The organism is Cupriavidus sp. CP313, assembly GCF_054072015.1.
On record NZ_JBSVZB010000002.1, the window covers coordinates 366,428 to 386,586 of the forward strand.

Below are 20,159 nucleotides of genomic sequence, written 5' to 3' on the forward strand. Positions count from 1 at the left end.
TGTTTTACGAACCGAGCCCCGCGCTTGCCAGGCGGTCGGCAATGGCCAGCTCCCAGAGCGGCGGCTGGCCGATCTGCGCGGCCAGGAAATCCGCCAGCGCATGGATCTTGGGCGAGGCCCGGTGCGAGCGGCGGTAGACCGCGGAAATCTGCCCGCCGGACGGCTGGTAGCCGGGCAGCACGATGCAGAGTTCGCCGGCAGCGATGGCTTGCGCGGCGAGGAAGGCCGGCAGGATGGCCAGGCCCAGCCCGCCGCAGGCGGCCGCCAGCAGGTGATGGCCGCTGTCCGTGCGCAGGCGGCCGCGGATGCGGAACGACTGCAGCTCGCCCTGCACCGGCAGCTGCCACATGCCGTGCGGCTCGCGGTTGGAATAGAGCAGGCCCTCGTGGTGGCGCAGGTCGGTCGGGTGCGCGGGCGTGCCGTGCGCGGCCAGGTAGCCGGGGCTGGCGCAGATCAGGTGGAGGTTGGGCGCGATCGGGCGCGCCACCAGCGAGGAATCGGGCAGCTGGCCCATGCGGATGGCCAGGTCGAAGTTGCCGTCGTGCAGGTTGACGTAGCGGTCGTCGGACTCCACATCCAGGCGCAGCTCAGGGTAGCGCAGCGAAAACGCCGACAGCATCGGGCCCAGGTATTGCATGCTGAAGGCCATCGGCGCAGCCAGCCGCAGCGAGCCGCGCAGGCTGGTATTGGCGGCCAGCACGGCGTCCTCGGCCTCGCCCACCTCGGCCAGGATGCGCACGCAGTATTCGTGGAAGACCTGCCCCGCTTCGGTCGGCGCGGCACCGCGCCCGCGTTGCAGCAGCACGGCGCCGAGCCGTTGCTCAAGCAGCTGAACACGCTGGCTGATCACCGACTTGGTGGTGCCCAGCCGCCGTGCCGCCTCGGTAATGCTGCCGGCATCGACCACGGCCACGAAGGCATGCATTTCAGAGAGCTTGCTCATGACTCGCGCCTGCCCGTCCGTGAATGCGTCGCCTGGCTGGCCTACGCCACCTTTTCCAGCAGCAACCCCTTCAGGTACTCCCCTTCCGGGAACGCCGCCAGCATCGGGTGATCCGTGCCGGCGGACAGACGCCGCAGGATGCGCGCATCGGCGCGCGCATCGGTGACCGCGCCCGCCACGATCTTCTGGAACAGCTCCATGCTGATCGCGCCCGAGCACGAGTAGGTGAACAGCAGCCCGCCCGGGCGCAGCAGCTGCATGCCGACCAGGTTGATTTCCTTGTAGGCGCGCGCGGCGCGGTCGATATGCTGCGCCGACGGGGCGAACTTGGGCGGGTCCAGCACGATCAGGTCGAACTGGCGGCCTTCGGCGCGGAATTCACGCAGGGTCTTGAACACGTCGGCATCGAGCCAGGTGGCGCGCTCGGGTTCGAAGCCGTTGAGCGTGACATTGCCCGCGGCGATCTTCAGCGCCTCGCCCGACGAATCGATCGAAGTCACCGAGGTAGCGCCACCGCGCAGCGCCGCCAGCGAGAAGCCGCCGGTGTAGCAGAAGCAGTTCAGCACCTCGCGCCCGGCGGCGAGATCGCCCACCAGCTTGCGGTTGTCGCGCTGGTCGACATAGAAGCCGGTCTTGTGGCCGTTGCGCACGTCGACGTAGTAGCGCACGCCGTGCTCGGTGACCGACAGCGCCGGATCCGGCTCGGCGCCGGCCAGCACGCCGGTCACCAGCTCCAGGCCTTCGCGCTGGCGCACGGCGGCGTCGGAACGCTCATAGACGTTGGGGCAGCCCGTTTCCTTGACCAGCGCCTGCACGATCGCGGTCTTCCAGTGTTCCACGCCGGCCGAATTGAACTGGCACACCAGCTGGCCCTTTTCACCATTGCCGTAGTAGTCGACGATCAGGCCGGGCAGCCGGTCGGATTCGCCGAAGATCAGCCGCACCGCGTCGCTGTCCTTCACCCATTGGCGCCGGTAGGCAATGGCCGCGGCCACGCGGCGCTTGAACAGGGCGTGGTCGACCGGCTCGTTTTCATCGAAGGTCCACGCGCGCGCGCGGATCTGCGACTCGGGGCTGTAGGCTGCCTTGGCCAGGAAGCGGCCGTCGGCGGCGCGCACGATCACGGTCGCGCCCGGCTCGCAGCGCCCTTCGGTCGTGGCAATGCCGGTGGCGTAAATCCACGGGTGGCGGCGCAGCAGGGATTTTTCCTTGCCGGGTTTCAGGGTGATGGTGTTCATGTTGGTATCGGAAAACAGCGGAGCCCGGCCGTGGAAGCCGCGGATGAGCGTGCCGGAGGGCTCCCCTCTCCCGCCTGCGGGAGAGGGGTGGGGGTGAGGGCGGGAGCGTCGACGAAGTGGCGCGTGTCGGTATGCCAGTGCCTGCCCTCACCCCCTGCCCCTCTCCCGCAAGCGGGAGAGGGGAGAAAACAATGCGGTCGGAAAGCGGCAGCGCCTTTACAGCACCACCTTCACCATCGGATGCGAAGTCAGCGCCCGATACAAGTCGTCGAGCTGTTCGCGGCTGGTCACCCACACCGTCACGGTCAGGCCCAGGTAGTTGCCGCCGCTCGAGGGGCGCATTTCCATCTTGCCGGCGTGGAAGTCGGGATCGAATCCCTGCACCAGCTCGACGATGGACTCGGCAAAGCCGTCCTGCATGGCGCCCATCACCTTGATGGGGAAGTGGCTGGGATACTCGATCAGCGACTGCTCCGGCGGGATGTCGCCCGGCTTGCCGCCGCTGCCTTGGTTGTCGGTTGTCATGTCGGATTCTCCGGTACGAAACCGGCGCGCCTCATGGCGCGCCGGCTTGCGCGCATTCAGGTCACTTGCGCTTGAACCACAGGCGGATGGTGTCCCACAGGCGGCCGAAGAAGCCAGCCTCGGGCACTTCTTCCAGCGCCACCACCGGGAACTCCGCCACCTTGTTGGTGCCGTCCATCAGCTTGACCATGCCCACCTGCTGGCCCGCCGAGATCGGCGCGATCAGCAGTTCCTGGCGCTCCAGCACCGGCTTCAGGCGCCCGCCGGTGCCCTTGGGCACGGTGACGAAGGTCTCGTTCTGCACGCCGATCTTGACCGTGCCGCTCTTGCCCTTGTAGATGTCCGGCGTGGCCAGCACCTGGCCCTTGTCGTACAGACGCAGCGTGTCGAAGAACTGGAAGCCGTAGTTGAGGATCTTCAGGCTTTCCTGGGTGCGCACCTGTTCGGTGGTGGTGCCGATCACGATCGAGATCAGGCGGCGCGAGCCGTCCGGCACGTTGGCCAGCGGCCGCTTGGCCGACGAGATCAGGCAGTAGCCGGCGGACTTGGTGTGGCCGGTCTTGACGCCGTCCACGGTCGGGTCGATGTACAGCAGGCGGTTGCGGTTGGGCTGCCTGATCTTGTTATAGGTGAACTCCTTCTGCGAGTACATGGCGTAGTACTCGGGGAAGTCCTTGATCAGGCGCGTGGTCAGCGTCGCCAGGTCCACCGCGGTGGTGTAGTGGTTCGGGTCGGGAATGCCGTCGGTGTTGGTGAAGTGGGTGTTCTTCATGCCCATGCGCTGGGCCTCGCGGTTCATCATCGCGACAAAGCCCTCTTCCGAACCGCCCACGGCCTCGGCCAGCGCCAGCGCGGCGTCGTTGCCCGACTGCACGATCAGGCCCAGCAGCAGGTCCTGCACGGTGACCGGCTTGTTGGGCTCGATGAACATGCGCGACTCGTCGCTTTTGACCTTGAGCACCAGGCTGGTCGGCACCACGGACTGGTCCAGCGTCAGGCGCTTTTCCTTGAGTGCCTCGAACGCCAGGTAGGCGGTCATCAGCTTGGTCAGCGAAGCCGGCTCGATGCGCGCGTCGGCATTCTGCGACGCCAGGGCCTGGCCGCTGGTCACGTCATACAGCATCCACGACTTGGCTGCGACCTGCGGCATCGGCACGCCCTGCGCCAGGACGGCGGCAGGCGCGGCGGCCAGCACGACGGCGGCGGCGATGGCGGCGGGGGCAAAAGCGGACGAAAGGCGTGTCGTGGCTCTATTCAGCATGTTTCTGTTTTCCGACAGTAAGGAGGTGGCGCGGGGATGGTCCGGGTGGCGGCGTGCCTGCCTCACCGGTCCCACGCATTGACGACGAGCTGCTTGATCAGGTGCAGCTTGCGGTGAAAGAAATGGTCGGCGCCGGGGATCACGATCACCGGCAGCTCCTGCGGGCGGGCCCAGTCGAACACGCTGGCCAGCGGCACGGTGTCGTCCTGTTCGCCATGGATCACGATGGTGTCGGCGGGCACCTCGGCCACCTGCCAGCGGCTGGCGGCGGTGCCCACCAGCACCAGGCGCTGCGCGGGCGTGCCGGCCTCGGCCAGGCGGCGTGCCACGTGGGTGGTGACGAAGCTGCCGAACGAGAACCCGCCCATGGCCAGCGGCAGCGTTGCGGCCTGTGCCGACCACGCGGTCTGCTGGCGCATCCAGGCCACCACGGCCAGCAGGTCGTCCTGCTCGGCGATGCCGTTGTCATGCTCGCCGGCGCTGCCGCCCACGCCGCGGAAGTTGGGGCGCACCGTGGCATAGCCCAGCTGCACGAAGCTGCGTGCCAGCGTCTGCGCGACCTTGTTGTCCTTGGTGCCGCCGAACAGCGGATGCGGATGCGCCACCAGCGCCAGGCCGCGCGGCTCACCTTGCGGCAGGTCTACCGAGAGATCGATCGCACCGGCGGGACCGGCAATGGAAAGTACCTGGGTATGCGCGTTCATGATGGCGGTCAGGATGGCGGTGAAGCAAGCGCCCGGCGGGAAGCCCGGGCAAAAATGAAAAAACCGTCCGGCTGGCGGGCGGCGGGCAATACAGCAAAGCGGCAAAACAGGGAAACAACAAGCCGGCATGCGCCGGCTTCGGTTCGTTCAGCGGTCCACCATCAGCCGTTCGACAGGCTTGCCCTTCATCAGGTGGCTGTCGATGATTTCGTCGATGTCGTGCTCATCGACAAAGGTGTACCAGATGGCCTCGGGGTAGACCACCAGCACCGGGCCGAGTTCACAACGGTTCAGGCAGCCTGCCTTGTTGATGCGCACCCGGCCTTCGCCGCCGGCGATGCCCAGTTCCTTGCAACGCTTCTTGGCGTATTCCTGCATCGCCTGGGCGTTGTGGTTGGCGCAGCAGTTCTCGCCGGCCTCGCGCTGGTTCAGGCAGAAGAAGACGTGGTGCTGGTAGTAGCTGCTCATGCGTACGGTGTGAGAAGGCGGCCCCGGACGGCGGCACGGCCCGGACAGCATTGAACGGAAGCTCGGAATTATACGGTGTCGCGGCGGCATGGCCGCGATGGCGGCGCCCTGGCACGGCCGTCGAAGTTGCCGCCGGCTCCCGATGGGTGGCGCTTCGCGCACCTGCGATGCATCCGGCATTCCGAAACCCCGGAGCCGCACCGTCCGGATTTCCGGAATCCCGGAGGCCGAGCGCCCCTGCCAGGCCGGCGTTTCCTTGTGAATCAACCAGTTAGCAATGCCGCTTTGACTGGCACGGCGGTTGCGAACTCCCGTCCCTGAACGCGCCGCAACCGTGACGGCGCGCGGCCCGCGCGGCCCCGCGCCGGGTACGGTCAACACCGAGGACGACATCATGAGAAAACCCTTCTACAAGATCCTGTACGTGCAGGTCCTGTTCGCCATCTGCGTCGGCATCCTGCTCGGCCACTACTGGCCCGACACCGGCGTGGCCATGAAGCCGCTGGGCGATGGCTTTATCAAGCTGATCAAGATGATCATCGGCCCGATCATCTTCTGCACCGTGGTGACCGGCATCGCCGGCATGAGCGACATGAAGAAAGTCGGCCGCGTCGGCGGCAAGGCGCTGCTGTACTTCGAGGTGGTGTCGACCTTCGCATTGCTGATCGGGCTGGGCGCCGCGCACCTGCTCAAGCCGGGCGTGGGCTTCAACATCGACCCGGCCACGCTGGACACCAAGGCCATCGCCCAGTACGTGTCCAAGGCGCACGGCCAGAGCACGGTCGAGTTCCTGATGCACATCATCCCGGACACGGTCTTCAGCGCCTTCGCCAACGGCGACATCCTGCAGATCCTGCTGGTGTCGCTGTTCTTCGGCGCCGCGCTGGCCGTGCTCGGCGAACGCGCGCGCATCGTGGTGCAGCTGATCGAGCAGGTCTCCAAGGTGTTCTTCCATATCGTCCACGTGATCACCAAGGTGGCCCCGATCGGCGCCTTCGGCGCGATGGCGTTCACCATCGGCAAGTACGGCCTGGGCTCGCTGGTGCCGCTGCTCAAGCTGATCGGCACCTTCTACTTCACGGCCATCGTCTTCGTGGTGTTCGTGCTGGGCACGGTGGCGCGCCTGACCGGCTTCAGCATCCTGCGCTTCATCTCGTACATCAAGGAAGAACTGCTGATCGTGCTGGGCACCAGCTCGTCGGAAGCGGCGCTGCCGCACATGATGGAGAAGCTGGAAAAGCTCGGCTGCTCGCGCTCGGTGGTGGGCCTGGTGGTGCCCACCGGCTACTCGTTCAACCTGGACGGCACCAACATCTACATGACGATGGCGGTGATCTTCATTGCACAGGCAACCGGCATCGAGCTGACGCTGATGCAGCAGCTGACCATCCTGACGGTGGCGATGATCACCTCCAAGGGCGCCAGCGGCGTGACCGGCTCGGGCTTCATCACGCTGGCCGCGACGCTGGCGGTGGTGCCGACCATCCCGGTGGCGGGCATGGTGCTGATCCTTGGCATCGACCGCTTCATGAGCGAGTGCCGCGCGCTGACCAACATCATCGGCAACGGCGTGGCCACGGTGGTGGTCTCGGCATGGGAGCGCGAGCTTGACCGCAAGAAGCTCAACAGTGAGCTGCAACACGGCGGCCGCGATGCTGAAGTACTGGCCGACGCCGGCCAGAACGTCTGACGCCATGCGGGTGGCTGCCCCGGCCGCCCGCCAGCGAGTATCATCGGCGCGACAGCCTTCGCGCGCGCCGATGCCACACTCCGACGACTTTCTCGCCGTGCATGACCCCGCCGCCCCGTCTGCCGCGCATCCGGCCCATGCGCCGGACAGCGGCAACGGCCGCTGGTGGGGCTTTGCGGTCGCCCTGGCCGCGGGCCTGCTGCTGCTGTGCGCGCTGACCTGGCTGGTCTCGGTCCAGCGCGGCCTGGCCAGCCTGCAGCAAAGCACGGCCACGCGCGCCGACCGCTACGCCGCCACGCTGGAAAGCACCCTCGACCGCTACGAATTCCTGCCCGCGCTGGTCTCGCTGCACCCCTTCGTGCGCGGGCTGCTGGACTCCCCCAACGACCCGCAACGCGTGGCCGCCGCCAACCAGTACCTGGTGGAGGTCAATCGCCGCGCGCATGCCTCGGCTACCTATGTGATTGCCGCCAACGGCATTGCGCTGGCGGCCAGCAACCACGGCCAGCCCGGCAGCTTTGTCGGCACCGACTACCGCTTCCGCCCCTACTTCCAGACCGCCGCGGGCGGCAAGATGGGGCGCTTCTATGCCATCGGCATCACCAGCGACGAGCCCGGCTACTACCTCGCGCAGCCGGTCGAGTCCGGCGGCAAGGTCATCGGCGTGACCGTGGTCAAGCTCAACCTGGAGTGGTTCCAGCGCGCCGGCAGCGGCGCCGAGCCGCTGATGGTCAGCGACGACCATGGCGTGATCTTCCTGTCGTCGGTGTCGGCCTGGCAGTACCGCACCCTGCGCCCGCTGCCGCCGGCGCTGCAGGCCGAGATGGAAAAGACCCGCCAGTACCACGGCCGCGCGGTGACGCCGCTGCCGCTGGAGCCGCTGACCTCGCCAGTCACACGCTGGCTGGCGGACACCACACTGACCGACGGCGCGCGGCTGGTGCGCGTGCGCGACGAATCGCCCGCCGCCAAGACCACCTTTGCCCCGGACGGCGCCGAGCGCGCCGTCCGCTACCTGGAACTGGGCCGCACGGTCGGCCCCGCTGGCTGGACCATGCAGGTGATGGCGCCGCTGGAGCCGGTGCTGGCCAATGCGCGCAACGCCACCGTGGCGGCGGCGCTGGCCTATGCCTGCATCTGCCTGCTGCTGGTCAACTGGCGCCAGCGCCGCCAGCGCGCGCGCGACATGCAGTACAGCCGCCGCCTGCTGGAGGCCGCCTACGACCAGCTGGAGCGCCGCGTCGAGGCGCGCACCGCCGACCTGATGGCGATCAATGAAAAGCTCGAAGACGAAGTGGCCGAACGCACCCGTGCTGAAAGCGAGCTGCGCGCGGCCCAGGACGAACTGGTGCAGGCCAGCAAGCTGGCCGCGCTGGGGCAGATGGCGGCCGGCATCACGCATGAGCTGAACCAGCCGCTGGCGGCGCTGCGCACGTTCTCGGACAACACCCGCGTGCTGCTGGAGCGCGGCCAGCTGGCCGCGGCCGAAGGCAACCTCACCGCCATTGCCGACCTGACCGAGCGCATGGGCAAGATCACCGGCCAGCTCAAGCTGTTTGCCGGCAAGGCCCGCCCGGTGCGCCGGCCGGTGGCGCTGCGGGCGGCGGTCGATCACGTGCTGGCGCTGCTGGCGCCGCGGCTGGGCGCGGTCACGGTCAGCGTCGCCGGCCTGGACGCCCTGCCCGGGCTGGCCGTGCGCGCCGATGAGCTGAAGCTGGAGCAAGTGCTGCTGAACCTGCTCGGCAACGCGCTGGATGCGATTGCGGCGGCCGCACCGGCGCAGGGACAGATCGATCTCGACGTGCAGGCAGAAGACCACGCCGTCACCATCGTCGTGCACGACAACGGCACCGGCATCGCGCCGGAAGCGCTGCCGCGCCTGTTCGAACCCTTCTTCACCACCAAGGAAACCGGGCAGGGCCTGGGGCTGGGGCTGGCGATCTCGTCGTCGATCGTGCGCGAGTTCGCCGGCCAGCTGAGCGTGGCCAACGTGCCCGGCGGCGGCGCGCAGTTCACGCTGGTGCTGGCGCGCGCCCCCGCCATCGATCCGGCGCCATCGGTTTCCGCCTCTCAATGAGTATTGCCATGCAAGACGGTCTGCGTGTCCTGTTTGTCGAAGACGAGCCGCTGGTGCGCCAGGCCACCGCGCAGAGCCTGGAGCTGGCCGGCTTCCGGGTGCTGGCGCTGCCCTCCGCCGAGGCCGCGATCCCGCACCTGCACGGCGCCTTTGCCGGCGTGGTGGTGACCGACGTGCGCCTGCCCGGCGCCAGCGGCCTGGACCTGCTGCAGCACTGCCGCAACGCCGCGCCGGGCGTGCCGGTGATCCTGGTGACCGGCCATGGCGACATCACCATGGCCGTGCAGGCCATGCGCGAAGGCGCCTACGACTTTATCGAAAAACCCTTCGGCGCCGACCGCCTGACCGACACCGTGCGCCGCGCGCTGGAACGCCGCGCGCTGGAACTGGAAAACCAGGCGCTGCGCCGCGAACTGGCCGGCCCTGCGGCGGGCACGCGCATCATCGGCCGCTCGCCCGCGATCGGGCAGGTGCGCGCGCTGGTGGCCAATGTCGCACCCACCGACGTGCCGGTGATGATCAACGGCGAGACCGGCACCGGCAAGGAACTGGTCGCGCGCAGCCTGCATGCGCTGTCCGGCCGCGCCGAAGGCCCGTTTATCGCGCTGAACTGCGGCGCGGTGCCCGAGGCCATCTTCGAGAGCGAGATGTTCGGCCACGAGGCCGGCGCCTTCACCGGCGCCGGCAAGCGCCGCATCGGCAAGCTCGAACATGCCTCGGGCGGCACGCTCTTCCTCGACGAGATCGAGAGCATGCCGCTGGCGCTGCAGGTCAAGCTGCTGCGGGTGCTGCAGGAAGGCTCGCTGGAGCGGCTGGGGTCAAATGCCTCGGTGAAGATCGATGTGCGCATCGTCGCCGCGGCCAAGGGCGACATGGATGCGCTGGTGGCGCAGGGCAGCTTCCGCGAAGACCTGTACTACCGGCTGAACGTGGTCACCATCGCGCTGCCGCCGCTGCGCGAGCGGCGCGAGGACATCGTGCCGCTGTTCGAGCATTTCTCGCTGGTGTCTGCGGTGCGCTACCAGCGCCCGGCGCCGATCCTGTCCGAGGCGCAACGCCAGGCCCTGGCCCAGCGTCCCTGGCCGGGCAATGTGCGCGAGCTGCGCAATGCCGCGGATCGGATGGTGCTGGGCGTGCCGGAGGGCGGGCAGGCAGGTGCGCAGGCCGCGGCCCCCGATGAAGCCGCGCCGCTGCGCGAGCGGATGGAGCACTTCGAGCGCGCCGTGATTGCGGATGCACTGGCGCGCACCGGTGGCGCGGTCAGCCAGGCGGCGGACTTGCTGCAAGTCGGCAAGGCTACGCTCTATGACAAGATCAAGCGCTATGGGCTGTGATGTCACGCTGCCTTCATTGCGCTGCCATGCCGCCGTCACATTAGCGGCCTATTCTTCGGTGGCGGTCGCGGCATTGGCAGGTGCCCACCGTGTGTATCAATCTTCGTGGTAATTGACGGCCCCGCGTATGCGGGGCGTTTTTTTTGGGTTATTCACCCCGCCCCGCCACTTCACACTCCCCACACATTCCCCTCACCCCCGCTGGCCAGACTGGAGCTCTTCCATCTCCGGGAACTGCCATGCCCTCCTTCGACTACGACATCGTCATCGCCGGCGCCAGCTTTGCCGGCGCCGCCTGCGCCCTGGCCGCGGCACGCGCCGGCCTGCGCGTGCTGGTGCTGGAACGCAAGACCGATCCGGGCGACAAGCTCCACACCACCGGCATCCTGGTCAAGGAAGCCATCGAGCAAACCTGGCTGGGCCGCGCGCCGGCCGACTGCGTGCACCGGGTGGAGCAGGTGCGGCTGTACTCGCCGAAGCTGCGCAGCATCAAGCTGAGCGCGCCGGGCTATTACTTCCACACCACGGATACGCCGCGGCTGATGCGCTGGCTGGCTGCCGAGCTGGTGCGCCATCGGGTCGAACTGCGCCTGGGCCAGGCGTTTGTGGGCGCGGTGCCGCGCAACGGCGGCTGGCATGTGACCGGCGTGGGCAATACGCGCTATCTGGTCGGCGCGGATGGCGCGAAGTCGCGCGTGGCGCAATGTGCCGGGCTGGGGCGCGTGCACAGCTTCCTGTATGGCGTGGAATACGAGTTTCCGGGACTGGCGCTGCCCGAGCCAGGCGCGCTGCACTGCTTTATCACCCGGCGCTTCGCGCCCGGCTATATCGGCTGGATCGCGCAGAACCCCACCGGCGTGCAGGCTGGCCTGGCGCTGCGCTACCTGCCGCGGCACGGCCGCGCGCCGGACCTCGACGGGCTGCTGGCGCATGTGCGCAAGCGCGCCGGCCTGCCGCAACTGGCGCAGCCGGCGGCGACGCGCGCGGGCCTGATCCCGTGCGGCGGCCCGGTCTTCCCGCTGGCGCGCGATGGCGTGATCCTGACGGGAGATGCCGCCGGCATCGTGTCGCCGGTCACCGCGGGCGGCATCCACTATGCCTTTGCCCATGGCGAGTCGGTCGGCCAGGCCGTGGCCGCGCACCTGCTGCGCGGCGGCCCGGCCCCGGAGGCCGTCGCCACCGCCAGCGCGCCGCGCTTTCGCGCCAAGCGTGCGCTGCGCTGGATGTTCGACCGCTTCCAGTGCGACTGGCCCTTCGACCTGATGCTGTATTCGCCGCCGCTGCGCTGGGCCGCGGAGCAGATCTATTTCCACAAGCGCCGCGGCGAAGAACCCGCGCCGGCGGCCCGCACGGCAACCAGTGTCTGACCGGCTAGAATGCCGGGCATGGAACAACCGCGGATCCTGGTGGTGGAAGACGAGCAGGCCATCGCCGACACCATCCTCTATGCCTTGCGCACAGACGGCATGCTGGCCGAGCACTGCACGCTCGGCGGTGCCGCGCTCGAGCGCATGCGCGCCGGCGGCGCCGACCTGGTGATCCTGGACGTGGGCCTGCCGGATCTGAGCGGCTTCGAGGTCTGCCGCACGCTGCGCACCTTCAGCAATGCGCCGGTGGTCTTCCTGACCGCGCGCCATGAAGAGATCGACCGCATCGTCGGGCTGGAGATCGGCGCCGACGACTACGTGGTCAAGCCCTTCTCGCCGCGCGAACTGGCCGCGCGCGTGCGCGCCATCCTGCGCCGGGCGCGCGGCGGCAGCAAAGCGGTGGCGAAGGGCGACGAGGTCGCCGGCTTCACGCACGACAAGGACGGCGCGCGCCTGGCCTACCGCGGCCGCTGGCTGGAGCTGACCCGCTACGAGTACCTGCTGCTGGCCTGGCTGGTGGCGCATCCCGGCCGCATCTATTCGCGCGCGCAGCTGATGGAGTGCGTCTGGGAAGATGCACTCGACACCAGCGACCGCACCGTCGACACCCATATCAAGACCCTGCGCGCCAAGCTGCGGGAGGCTTCCCCCGACGGCGCCGAGCGCATCCGCACCCATCGCGGCATGGGCTATTCGCTGGAACCCTGAGCGCGCCATGCATATCGGCCTGCGCATCTTCTTCGGCTTCTTCCTGATCGTGGGACTGGCCACGGTGCTGACGCTGCGCGTGTTCGTGCAGGAGGTCAAGCCCGGCGTGCGCCAGGCCATGGAAGACACGCTGATCGACACCGCGCACGTGCTGGCGGCGCTTGCCGCCGACGACATGAAGGCCGGCCGCATTGCCGACGGCGATTTCGCGCGGCACATGGCGGCGCTGCGCGACATGCCGGTGGACGCCGATGTGTCGGGCCTGCACAAGGACAGCATCGGCTACCGCGTCTACGTGACCGATGCCAGGGGCATCGTGCGCTTTGACTCCACCGGCACTGACGTGGGCCGCGACTATTCGCGCTGGAACGATGTCTACCTGACGCTGCGCGGCAAGTACGGCGCACGCAGCACGCGCACCAACCCCGACGACGAGGCCAGCACCGTGATGCACGTGGCCGCGCCAATACGCGACGGGGACGGCAACGGCGAGCGCATCATCGGCGTGCTGACCGTGGCCAAGCCCAATGCGGCGATGGCGCCCTTTATCAAGCGCAGCCAGCGCAAGATCCTGCTCTACGGCGGCCTGCTGATCGGCGCTGCCTGCGTGATCGGGCTGGCCTGCACGCTGTGGCTGGCGCATGGACTGAGCCGGCTGCGCGGGTATGCGCGCGCGGTGGCGGCCGGCGAGCGCGCCGAGATGCCGCTGCGCGGCGGCAGCGAGCTGGCCGAGCTGGGCCGCGCGGTGCAGGGCATGCGCGAGCGGCTGGAAGACAAGCAGTATGTCGAGCACTACATCCACACGCTGACCCATGAGATGAAAAGCCCGCTGGCCGCGATCGGCGGCGCCGCCGAGCTGCTGCAGGAAGCGATGCCGGCGGCGGACCGCCAGCGCTTCGTCGCCAATATCCGTGCGCAATCCGGGCGGCTTGAAACCATGATCCGCAAGCTGCTGGCACTGGCCGACGTGGAGCAGCGCCAGCGCCTGGAAGTGCGCGAGCCGGTGCGGCTGGCCCCGCTGCTGGCCCAACTGGGCAGCGAGCTGGAACCGCGCGCCCGCCAGCGCGGCGTCACGCTGCGGCTGGCCGCCGACGCCAGCCCGGACCTGGTCGCCGGCGATCCGTTCCTGCTGCGCCAGGCCATCGCCAACCTGCTGGAGAACGCCATCGACTTCGCCCCGCCGGACAGCGAAGTCACGGTGCGGCTGGAGCGCCGCGGCGGCACGCTGGCCATCGCCGTGGCCGACCAGGGCCCGGGCATCCCCGACTACGCGCTGCCGCGCGTGTTCGAGCGCTTCTATTCGCTGCCACGCCCGCACGGTGCGGACAAGAGCACCGGCCTGGGCCTGTGCTTTGCACGCGAGGTGGCAACGTTGCATCATGGCGATGTGACGCTGGCCAACCGCCCCGGCGGCGGCGCGCTGGCGGAACTGACCCTTCCGGCCGGGTAGTTCCACGAGGTGACCGGACCGGCATAGACTGGGGCTTCTAACGTGATCGCGCTGAAACTCCCTATAATCGAACGACCGTTCATTTAGGGCGCCCGCGAGGCCCGCCCAGTAGTTCAGGAGACACCATGCCCGCCGCCAAGCAACTGCCCCAGGCCCTGCAGAACCTGGCCCTGCCCGTCATCGCCTCGCCCATGTTCATCGTCAGCTACCCGGAGCTGGTGCTGGCGCAGTGCAAGGCCGGCATCGTCGGCTCGTTCCCGGCGCTCAATGCGCGCCCGGCGGAGCTGCTCGACGAGTGGCTCACCCAGATCGAAGGCGAGCTGGCCACCTTCAAGGCCGCCAACCCGGGCGCGCAGGTGGGCCCGGTCGCGGTCAACCAGATCGTGCATACCTCCAACGCACGGCTCGAACACGACGTGAAGGTGTGCGTGGACCACAAGGTGCCGGTCTTCATCACCTCGCTGCGCGCCCCGGTCAAGGAGATGATCGACGCGGTGCACAGCTACGGCGGCATCGTGCTGCACGACGTGATCAGCATGCGCCATGCCGAGAAGGCGATCGAGGCCGGCGTCGACGGTCTGATCCTGGTGGCGGCCGGCGCTGGCGGCCATGCCGGCATGCTGTCGCCGTTTGCGCTGGTGGGCGAGGTGCGCAAGATCTTCGACGGCCCGATCGCGCTGTCGGGCTCGATCGCCACCGGCGAGGCGGTGCTGGCCGCGCAGGCCATGGGCGCGGACTTTGCCTACGTCGGCACGCGCTTTATCGCCTCGCAGGAGGCCCACGCGGCAGAAACGTACAAGCAGTCGATCACCAGCTCGGCCGCCGCCGATATCATCTACACCAACCTGTTCACCGGCGTGCACGGCAACTACATCCGCGAAAGCATCAGCAACGCGGGGCTGGATCCAGACAACCTGCCGGTGGCCGACAAGAGCAAGATGGACTTCTCCAGCGGCGCCTCCAAGGCCAAGGCGTGGAAGGACGTCTGGGGCGCCGGCCAGGGCGTGGGCCAGATCCACGACATCCCCACCGCCGGCGAAATCGTCGCGCGCATGAAAGCGGAGTACGATGCCGCCAAGGCGCGCCTGGGCATCGCGCGCTAAACCCTGGTCACCACCGGGCCGCTGTTGCGGCCCTTCCTCCATCCATTGCCTGGTCCTAGCCCCGCCACCCCGCCCGATTCCGCTCCGGACGCCGACGCCACGCTGAGCCGCCGGCAGCAGGCGCTGCGCGCCATGTGGGTGGTGCTGGGCGCAGCCTTCCTGCTGCTAGGTGTGATCGGCATCTTCCTGCCGGTGCTGCCGACCACGCCATTCGTGCTGCTGGCCGCGGCATGCTTCGCGCGGGGGTCCCAGCGATTCCATGAATGGCTGCTGGGGCATCCCCGCTTCGGGCCGCTGGTCAGCGACTGGCAGCGCTATCGCAGCATTCCCTTCCGGGCCAAGTGCCTGGCGCTGTCGATGATGTGGGTGTCGATGGGCACCACCGCATGGCTGCTGCGCGGACGGCCGCTGGCGTCGGCGGCGTTGCTGGCTTGTGCGGTGGGGGTGAGTGTGTGGATGGTCAGGCTGCCGACGCGGCCGGTGGAGGGGGGGAAGTCCTGACCTGCCCTGCATCAAAGGCCCCGCCCGTGCGGGGCCTTTGACTTGTCTTCAGTCGTATCGCCGCGCATCCTCGATCAGCCTCCCATCCTGCGGCAACGACCCCGCCGCCACGAAGGCCACCTCTCCGCGCAGCCGCATCACTTCGCGCAGCGATTCCGCCACCGCACGCTGCAAGTCATCATCCTCGCGCGTAGCCTCGCAGCGCAGCGTCATCACGTCCGCACCGGGGTCGCCAGTCACCACCAGCCGCGCCGCGCGGATCTCCGGATGGCGCCGCAGCACGTCCGCCACCTGCCCCGGATGCACGAACATGCCCTTGACCTTGGTGGCCTGGTCGGCACGCCCCAGCCAGCCCTTGAGCCGGATATTGGTGCGGCCGCACGGGCTGGGCCGTTGCGACGACTCCGCGACGATGGCCGACAGGTCGCCGGTGCCGAAGCGGATCAGCGGGTAGTCGCCGTTGCCCAGCACCGTCACCACCACCTCGCCGGTCTCGCCTTCGGGCATCGGCCGGGAACCGCCGGGCTCGACGATCTCTACCAGCACACCCTCGTCCACCACCCAGCCGTCGCCGCCCTCGGTCTCATAGGCAATCAGGCCGACGTCCGCAGTGCCATACATCTGCTGCACGCGCACGCCGCGCGCCTGGAACCAGGCACGCAGCGACGGCGGCAGCGCCTCGCCCGAGACCATAGCCTTGGCCAGGCTGGTGCAGGGCGTGCCCAGCTCGTCGCCACGCTCCAGCAGCAGCTTCAGGAACGACGGTGTGCCGGCGTAGGCCGTGGGCTGCAGGCTGGCCAGCGCCTGCACCTGCGAATCGGTCTGGCCGACACCGGCCGGGAACACGCAGCAGCCCAGCCGGTGCGCGCCTGTCTCCATCATCATGCCGGCCGGGGTGAAGTGGTAGGAGAAGGTGTTGTAGACCAGCTCGCCGGCGCGGAAGCCCGCCGCATGCATGGCGCGGGCCACGCGCCACCAGTCGGCGTCATGGCCGTCGGGTTCGTGGATCGGGCCGGGCGACTGGAACACATGGCGCAGCTTGCCCAGCGGCGTCGCGTTGAGCCCGCCCAGCGGCGGCAGCGCGCGCTGCCGCGCGGTCAGGTCCGACTTGCGCGTGACCGGCAGCGCCGCCAGCGCCGCGCGCGAGGTCAGCAGGCGCGGGTCGACGCCGTCCAGCATCTCGGCAAAGTAAGGCGCGTTGTCGCGCGCATGGGCCACCTGGCGTGCCAGGGCGGCAAGGAGCGCCTGCTCGCGGACTTCCGGCGCGCGGGTTTCGAGCGAATCGAAGTGTTCTGGCATGGTGCTGTGCGTCAGGGAATGGGATGCGGCATGCCGCCGCGCCGCAGGCGCGTGGTGGCAATGCCGGATGGAACCGGTCGGGTGCTTACGCCAGCCAGCGCTTGCGGCGCCGGTAGCTCTTCACGTCGCGGAACGACTTGCGGCCGGGGCCGTCGGCGTCGTTGGCGGCCACGCCGAGGTAAAACTCCTTGACGTCCTCGTTGGTGCGCAGCGACTCGGCGTCGCCGTCCATCACCACGCGGCCGTTCTCCAGGATGTAGCCGTAGTCGGCATAGCGCAGCGCCACCATGGTGTTCTGCTCGGCCAGCAGGAAGCTGACGTTCTCACGCGAATTCAGGCCGCGCACGATCTCGAAGATCTCCTCGACGATCTGCGGCGCCAGCCCCATCGAAGGCTCGTCCAGCAGGATCATCGCGGGCTTGGCCATCATGGCCCGGCCGATCGCGCACATCTGCTGCTCGCCGCCGGAGGTGTAGCCGGCCTGCGACTTGCGGCGCGTCTTCAGGCGCGGGAAGTACTCGTAGATCTTTTCCAGCTCGTCGCGCGTCTGGCCGCGCGACAGGCCGCGCGTGTAGGCACCGGTGAGCAGGTTCTCTTCGATGGTCAGGTGCGCGAAGCAGTGGCGCCCTTCCATCACCTGGATCACGCCGCGGCGCACCAGGTCGTTGGGCGTGAGCTGGTCGACGCGGTCGCCGCGATACTCGATCGAGCCCTTGGTGACATCGCCGCGCTCGGCCTGCAGCAGGTTGGAGATGGCCTTGAGCGTGGTGGTCTTGCCCGCGCCGTTGGCGCCGAGCAGCGCCACGATCTTGCCTTCCGGCACTTCGAGCGAGACGCCCTTGAGCACCAGGATCACGTGATCGTAGATGACTTCGATATTGTTGACGGACAGAAGGCTCATGGTGCGGCTCGTGTTGGTAAGACGGTTCGGCTCAGGCAGGCACGCGGCGCCAGGCACCGCATGCCCGCCAGGTTGCTATCAAGACTTCGAACAAGCCGGCGTAATCCCCTTCTCCTTCGCGTACTGCGCCGCCGTGGCCTTGAACAGCGGGTGGATCAGGCTCTTGTTGCCCTCGATCCAGTCCGATACCACCACCCACTTGGTGCCGTCCCACTGCTGGATCTTCACCTTGCCCGAGCCCTCGTGGTTGTCGCAGCTGGTCTTGATCTCAGGCAGCAGGCCGGTGGCGCCCAGTTGCTGCAGGCGCGCGTTGGTCAGGTTCAGGTTCTCGAAGGCCCAGCGCATCTGCTCGCCGGTCATGGGCTTGCCCTTGCCGAACTTGGCCTGCGCCACGCGCACCGCTTCCACCGTTACCACCGCCGCCGAGACGCCGCGGTTGTACAGCACCGAACCCACCTTGTTCTTGTCCTGCATATTGCCCTTGCCGGCACCGTAGACCACCTTCTCGATATCGGCGATCAGCGGCACGTTGCGGCCGGCCACGTTCCAGGTCGCGCTCATATAGCCCTTGGACGCGTCACCTGCCGGCACCGTGTCCTCTTCCGAGCCAGCCCACCAGGAGCCGATTATCTTGTCGCGGGCGAAGCCCACCTTCTGCGCGGCCTTCAGCGCGGTCTGGTTCATCACGCCCCAGCCCCAGAAGATCACGTAGTCGGGGTTCTCCTGGCGGATCTTCAGCCACTGCGCGCCCTGCTCGTTGCCCGGGTGCGCCACCGGGATCTCCACCAGGTTGAACTTGCCCAGCCTGGACTCGGCCTGCAGCGCCACGATCGGCTCCTTGCCATAGGCCGAGTCGTGGTACAGGTAGACGATCTTCTTGCCGGCCAGCGAGCCGCCGTTCTTCGAGGCCAGGTACTTGACGATGGCCGAGACCTGCATCTGGTACGTGGTCACCAGCGGGAACGCGTACGGGAACACCGAGCCATCCACCGCGTCGGTGCGGCCGTAGCCCATCATCACCAGCGGCACCTTGTCGGCAGCGGTCTTGTCGACCAGCGCGTACGAGATGCCGGTGGACATGGCGTGGTAGGCCGTGCCCTTGGTGGTGGCGTTCTTGGACTTCAGCCGTTCATAGCACTCCACGCCCTTGGCGTTGTTGTACTCGGTCTCGCACTCTTCCCACGACAGCTTGACGCCGTTGACCCCGCCTTCCTTCAGGTTGACGTAGTTGAGGTAGTCGATGAAGCCGCCATACCAGGACTGTCCGTTGGCGCCATACGGCCCCACGCGGTAGCTTGGCAGCGCCACGAACTGCTCGTTGCTCTGCGCCATGGCCGGCGCCGCCGGCGCCAGCAGTGCCGCCGCGGCGCTGACCACCAGGGCGGCGCGTTGCACATTGCGAATCAGGTTGGTCATGACAGTCTCCATCGCCCTCAAGGGAGCGTTTCGTTATGCGTAAGCTTCAGAACTTCACACAGGAACTGCGGTAACACAGGCACCCCTCCCGTCAATGAGGGAACGGCCACAGCCTCAGCTTCTCCTTGGCGATCTGCCACAGCCGGGCCAGCCCGTGCGGCTCCACGATCAGGAAGAAGATGATCAGCCCGCCGAACACCATCAGCTGGATGTGCGACACGGTGGCATTGGTGAACGGCAGGTGCAGCAGCGCGGCCAGCGTCGGCAGCACGTTATCCAGGAAGATCGGCAGCAGCAGGATGAAGGCCGCGCCCAGGAACGAGCCCAGGATGCTGCCCACGCCGCCGATGATGATCATGAACAGCACGCGGAACGACAGGTCCAGCGAGAAGCCGTCGGGCTCGACCGAGCCCAGGTAGCAGAACGCGTACAGCGCGCCGGCCACGCCGCAGTAGAACGAGCTGACCGCGAACGCGAGCAGCTTGGTGCGCATCAGCGGGATGCCGATCACCTCGGCCGCCACATCCATGTCGCGCACCGACATCCACGCGCGCCCGGTGGCCGAGCGCACCAGGTTCTTGGCCGCCAGCGCCAGCACCGTGACGATGGCCAGCACGAACAGGTACTTCTTCACCGGGGTGTCGATGGCGACGCCGAACAGGTCCAGCCGCTGCGCCGTGATCACGCCCGACGAGCTGTTGTTGGAGAACCAGGGGAACTTGGTCAGCGCCCACACCACGAAGAACTGCGCCGCCAGCGTCGCCACGGCGAGGTAGAAGCCCTTGATGCGCAGCGACGGCAGGCCGAAGGCCACCCCCACCAGCGCCGCCGACAGCCCGGCCAGCAGGAATGACAGCAACACCGGGATGCCTTCGATGCGCAACTGGAAGTTGTAGGCCGCGTAGGCACCCACCGCCATGAAGGCCGCGGTGCCGAGCGACAGCTGGCCGGCATAGCCGGTCAGGATATTCAGCCCCAGCGCCGCCAGCGAAAAAATCAGGAATGGGATCAGGATGGCCGAGAACCAGTATTCCGAGCCGACGAACGGGATCGCCACGAAGGCCACGGCCATCAGCACGGCAAAGCCGATGCGGTCCTGGCGGATGGGGAAGATCTGGCTGTCGGCGACGTAGCTGGTCTTGAACTGGCCGGCTTCACGATAAAACATGGCAAG

At 68.2% G+C, this 20,159-nt stretch carries 18 protein-coding genes; 8 read left to right on the top strand and 10 right to left on the bottom strand.

Going from position 1 to position 20,159, the window contains the following annotated elements:
• Positions 1-4: 4 nt before the first annotated feature.
• From ACW4E8_RS03940 to ACW4E8_RS03965, 6 genes are all read right to left on the bottom strand, one after another.
• Positions 5-943 carry a LysR family transcriptional regulator gene (locus tag ACW4E8_RS03940; protein WP_456803308.1) on the bottom strand — a complete coding sequence of 313 codons (939 nt, stop codon included), beginning with the start codon at positions 941-943 and terminating at the stop codon, positions 5-7.
• Positions 944-984: 41 nt separating this feature from the next.
• Positions 985-2,181: a class I SAM-dependent methyltransferase gene (locus ACW4E8_RS03945; RefSeq protein ID WP_436220710.1), complete on the bottom strand. Its 1,197-nt coding sequence runs from the start codon at positions 2,179-2,181 to the stop codon at positions 985-987.
• 216 nt (positions 2,182-2,397) lie between these two features.
• Entirely contained in the window at positions 2,398-2,706 is a 309-nt protein-coding gene (locus tag ACW4E8_RS03950) for a YbeD family protein (protein ID WP_456803309.1), read from the bottom strand.
• 61 nt (positions 2,707-2,767) lie between these two features.
• A complete protein-coding gene (locus ACW4E8_RS03955; protein WP_013955398.1) occupies positions 2,768-3,967 on the bottom strand; it encodes a D-alanyl-D-alanine carboxypeptidase family protein in 1,200 nt (399 codons plus the stop codon).
• Between the two features lie 62 nt (positions 3,968-4,029).
• Positions 4,030-4,671 (bottom strand): alpha/beta hydrolase, encoded by a 642-nt coding sequence (locus ACW4E8_RS03960; RefSeq protein ID WP_010814862.1) that lies wholly within the window; start codon positions 4,669-4,671, stop codon positions 4,030-4,032.
• Between the two features lie 147 nt (positions 4,672-4,818).
• Positions 4,819-5,139, bottom strand: a complete 321-nt coding sequence (locus ACW4E8_RS03965; RefSeq protein ID WP_010814863.1) for a (2Fe-2S) ferredoxin domain-containing protein — start codon at positions 5,137-5,139, stop codon at positions 4,819-4,821.
• Positions 5,140-5,533: 394 nt separating this feature from the next.
• Here ACW4E8_RS03965 and ACW4E8_RS03970 point away from each other — a divergent pair, with 394 nt between their 5' ends.
• The 8 genes from ACW4E8_RS03970 to ACW4E8_RS04005 all read left to right on the top strand — a co-directional run bounded on the left by ACW4E8_RS03970 (position 5,534) and on the right by ACW4E8_RS04005 (position 15,369).
• The gene (locus tag ACW4E8_RS03970) at positions 5,534-6,829 is read left to right on the top strand and encodes a dicarboxylate/amino acid:cation symporter (protein ID WP_456803310.1); all 1,296 of its coding nucleotides are present in this window, start codon (positions 5,534-5,536) and stop codon (positions 6,827-6,829) included.
• A 70-nt stretch (positions 6,830-6,899) separates the two neighbouring features.
• Entirely contained in the window at positions 6,900-8,906 is a 2,007-nt protein-coding gene (locus ACW4E8_RS03975) for a sensor histidine kinase (protein ID WP_456803311.1), read from the top strand.
• Positions 8,907-8,914: 8 nt separating this feature from the next.
• Entirely contained in the window at positions 8,915-10,240 is a 1,326-nt protein-coding gene (locus ACW4E8_RS03980) for a sigma-54-dependent transcriptional regulator (protein WP_456803312.1), read from the top strand.
• A gap of 239 nt (positions 10,241-10,479) precedes the next feature.
• Positions 10,480-11,607 carry an NAD(P)/FAD-dependent oxidoreductase gene (locus ACW4E8_RS03985; protein WP_456803313.1) on the top strand — a complete coding sequence of 376 codons (1,128 nt, stop codon included), beginning with the start codon at positions 10,480-10,482 and terminating at the stop codon, positions 11,605-11,607.
• 9 nt (positions 11,608-11,616) lie between these two features.
• Positions 11,617-12,315, top strand: coding sequence for a two-component system response regulator CreB (creB, locus tag ACW4E8_RS03990; protein WP_456803314.1), 699 nt, complete (start codon positions 11,617-11,619; stop codon positions 12,313-12,315).
• 7 nt (positions 12,316-12,322) lie between these two features.
• Positions 12,323-13,765 carry a two-component system sensor histidine kinase CreC gene (gene creC / locus ACW4E8_RS03995; protein ID WP_456803315.1) on the top strand — a complete coding sequence of 481 codons (1,443 nt, stop codon included), beginning with the start codon at positions 12,323-12,325 and terminating at the stop codon, positions 13,763-13,765.
• A 125-nt stretch (positions 13,766-13,890) separates the two neighbouring features.
• Positions 13,891-14,868, top strand: coding sequence for an NAD(P)H-dependent flavin oxidoreductase (locus ACW4E8_RS04000; protein WP_456803316.1), 978 nt, complete (start codon positions 13,891-13,893; stop codon positions 14,866-14,868).
• Between the two features lie 132 nt (positions 14,869-15,000).
• Complete coding sequence (locus ACW4E8_RS04005; RefSeq protein WP_456803409.1) at positions 15,001-15,369, top strand: YbaN family protein; 369 nt, start codon at positions 15,001-15,003, stop codon at positions 15,367-15,369.
• A gap of 48 nt (positions 15,370-15,417) precedes the next feature.
• On the opposite strand, the gene ACW4E8_RS04010 is transcribed toward ACW4E8_RS04005, so the two are convergent.
• From ACW4E8_RS04010 to ACW4E8_RS04025, 4 genes are all read right to left on the bottom strand, one after another.
• The gene (locus ACW4E8_RS04010; RefSeq protein ID WP_456803317.1) at positions 15,418-16,668 is read right to left on the bottom strand and encodes a phenylacetate--CoA ligase family protein; all 1,251 of its coding nucleotides are present in this window, start codon (positions 16,666-16,668) and stop codon (positions 15,418-15,420) included.
• An 85-nt stretch (positions 16,669-16,753) separates the two neighbouring features.
• A complete protein-coding gene (locus tag ACW4E8_RS04015) occupies positions 16,754-17,569 on the bottom strand; it encodes an ABC transporter ATP-binding protein (protein WP_018003769.1) in 816 nt (271 codons plus the stop codon).
• 78 nt (positions 17,570-17,647) lie between these two features.
• On the bottom strand, positions 17,648-18,985 hold the full coding sequence (locus ACW4E8_RS04020; protein ID WP_456803318.1) for an ABC transporter substrate-binding protein: 1,338 nt from the start codon (positions 18,983-18,985) through the stop codon (positions 17,648-17,650).
• 91 nt (positions 18,986-19,076) lie between these two features.
• Positions 19,077-20,153, bottom strand: coding sequence for a branched-chain amino acid ABC transporter permease (locus tag ACW4E8_RS04025; RefSeq protein WP_456803319.1), 1,077 nt, complete (start codon positions 20,151-20,153; stop codon positions 19,077-19,079).
• Between the last annotated feature and the right edge of the window lie 6 nt (positions 20,154-20,159).

Coding starts and splice junctions, on each gene's coding strand:
- ACW4E8_RS03965 (WP_010814863.1), bottom strand. CDS start 5,139: ATGAGCAGCTACTACCAGCACCACGTCTTCTTCTGCCTGAACCAGCGC.
- ACW4E8_RS04015 (WP_018003769.1), bottom strand. CDS start 17,569: ATGAGCCTTCTGTCCGTCAACAATATCGAAGTCATCTACGATCACGTG.
- creC (WP_456803315.1), top strand. CDS start 12,323: ATGCATATCGGCCTGCGCATCTTCTTCGGCTTCTTCCTGATCGTGGGA.
- ACW4E8_RS04020 (WP_456803318.1), bottom strand. CDS start 18,985: ATGACCAACCTGATTCGCAATGTGCAACGCGCCGCCCTGGTGGTCAGC.
- ACW4E8_RS03980 (WP_456803312.1), top strand. CDS start 8,915: ATGCAAGACGGTCTGCGTGTCCTGTTTGTCGAAGACGAGCCGCTGGTG.
- ACW4E8_RS03985 (WP_456803313.1), top strand. CDS start 10,480: ATGCCCTCCTTCGACTACGACATCGTCATCGCCGGCGCCAGCTTTGCC.
- ACW4E8_RS04025 (WP_456803319.1), bottom strand. CDS start 20,153: ATGTTTTATCGTGAAGCCGGCCAGTTCAAGACCAGCTACGTCGCCGAC.
- ACW4E8_RS03960 (WP_010814862.1), bottom strand. CDS start 4,671: ATGAACGCGCATACCCAGGTACTTTCCATTGCCGGTCCCGCCGGTGCG.
- ACW4E8_RS03945 (WP_436220710.1), bottom strand. CDS start 2,181: ATGAACACCATCACCCTGAAACCCGGCAAGGAAAAATCCCTGCTGCGC.
- ACW4E8_RS03955 (WP_013955398.1), bottom strand. CDS start 3,967: ATGCTGAATAGAGCCACGACACGCCTTTCGTCCGCTTTTGCCCCCGCC.
- ACW4E8_RS03940 (WP_456803308.1), bottom strand. CDS start 943: ATGAGCAAGCTCTCTGAAATGCATGCCTTCGTGGCCGTGGTCGATGCC.
- ACW4E8_RS04005 (WP_456803409.1), top strand. CDS start 15,001: ATGTGGGTGGTGCTGGGCGCAGCCTTCCTGCTGCTAGGTGTGATCGGC.
- ACW4E8_RS03970 (WP_456803310.1), top strand. CDS start 5,534: ATGAGAAAACCCTTCTACAAGATCCTGTACGTGCAGGTCCTGTTCGCC.
- creB (WP_456803314.1), top strand. CDS start 11,617: ATGCCGGGCATGGAACAACCGCGGATCCTGGTGGTGGAAGACGAGCAG.
- ACW4E8_RS03975 (WP_456803311.1), top strand. CDS start 6,900: ATGCCACACTCCGACGACTTTCTCGCCGTGCATGACCCCGCCGCCCCG.
- ACW4E8_RS04010 (WP_456803317.1), bottom strand. CDS start 16,668: ATGCCAGAACACTTCGATTCGCTCGAAACCCGCGCGCCGGAAGTCCGC.
- ACW4E8_RS04000 (WP_456803316.1), top strand. CDS start 13,891: ATGCCCGCCGCCAAGCAACTGCCCCAGGCCCTGCAGAACCTGGCCCTG.
- ACW4E8_RS03950 (WP_456803309.1), bottom strand. CDS start 2,706: ATGACAACCGACAACCAAGGCAGCGGCGGCAAGCCGGGCGACATCCCG.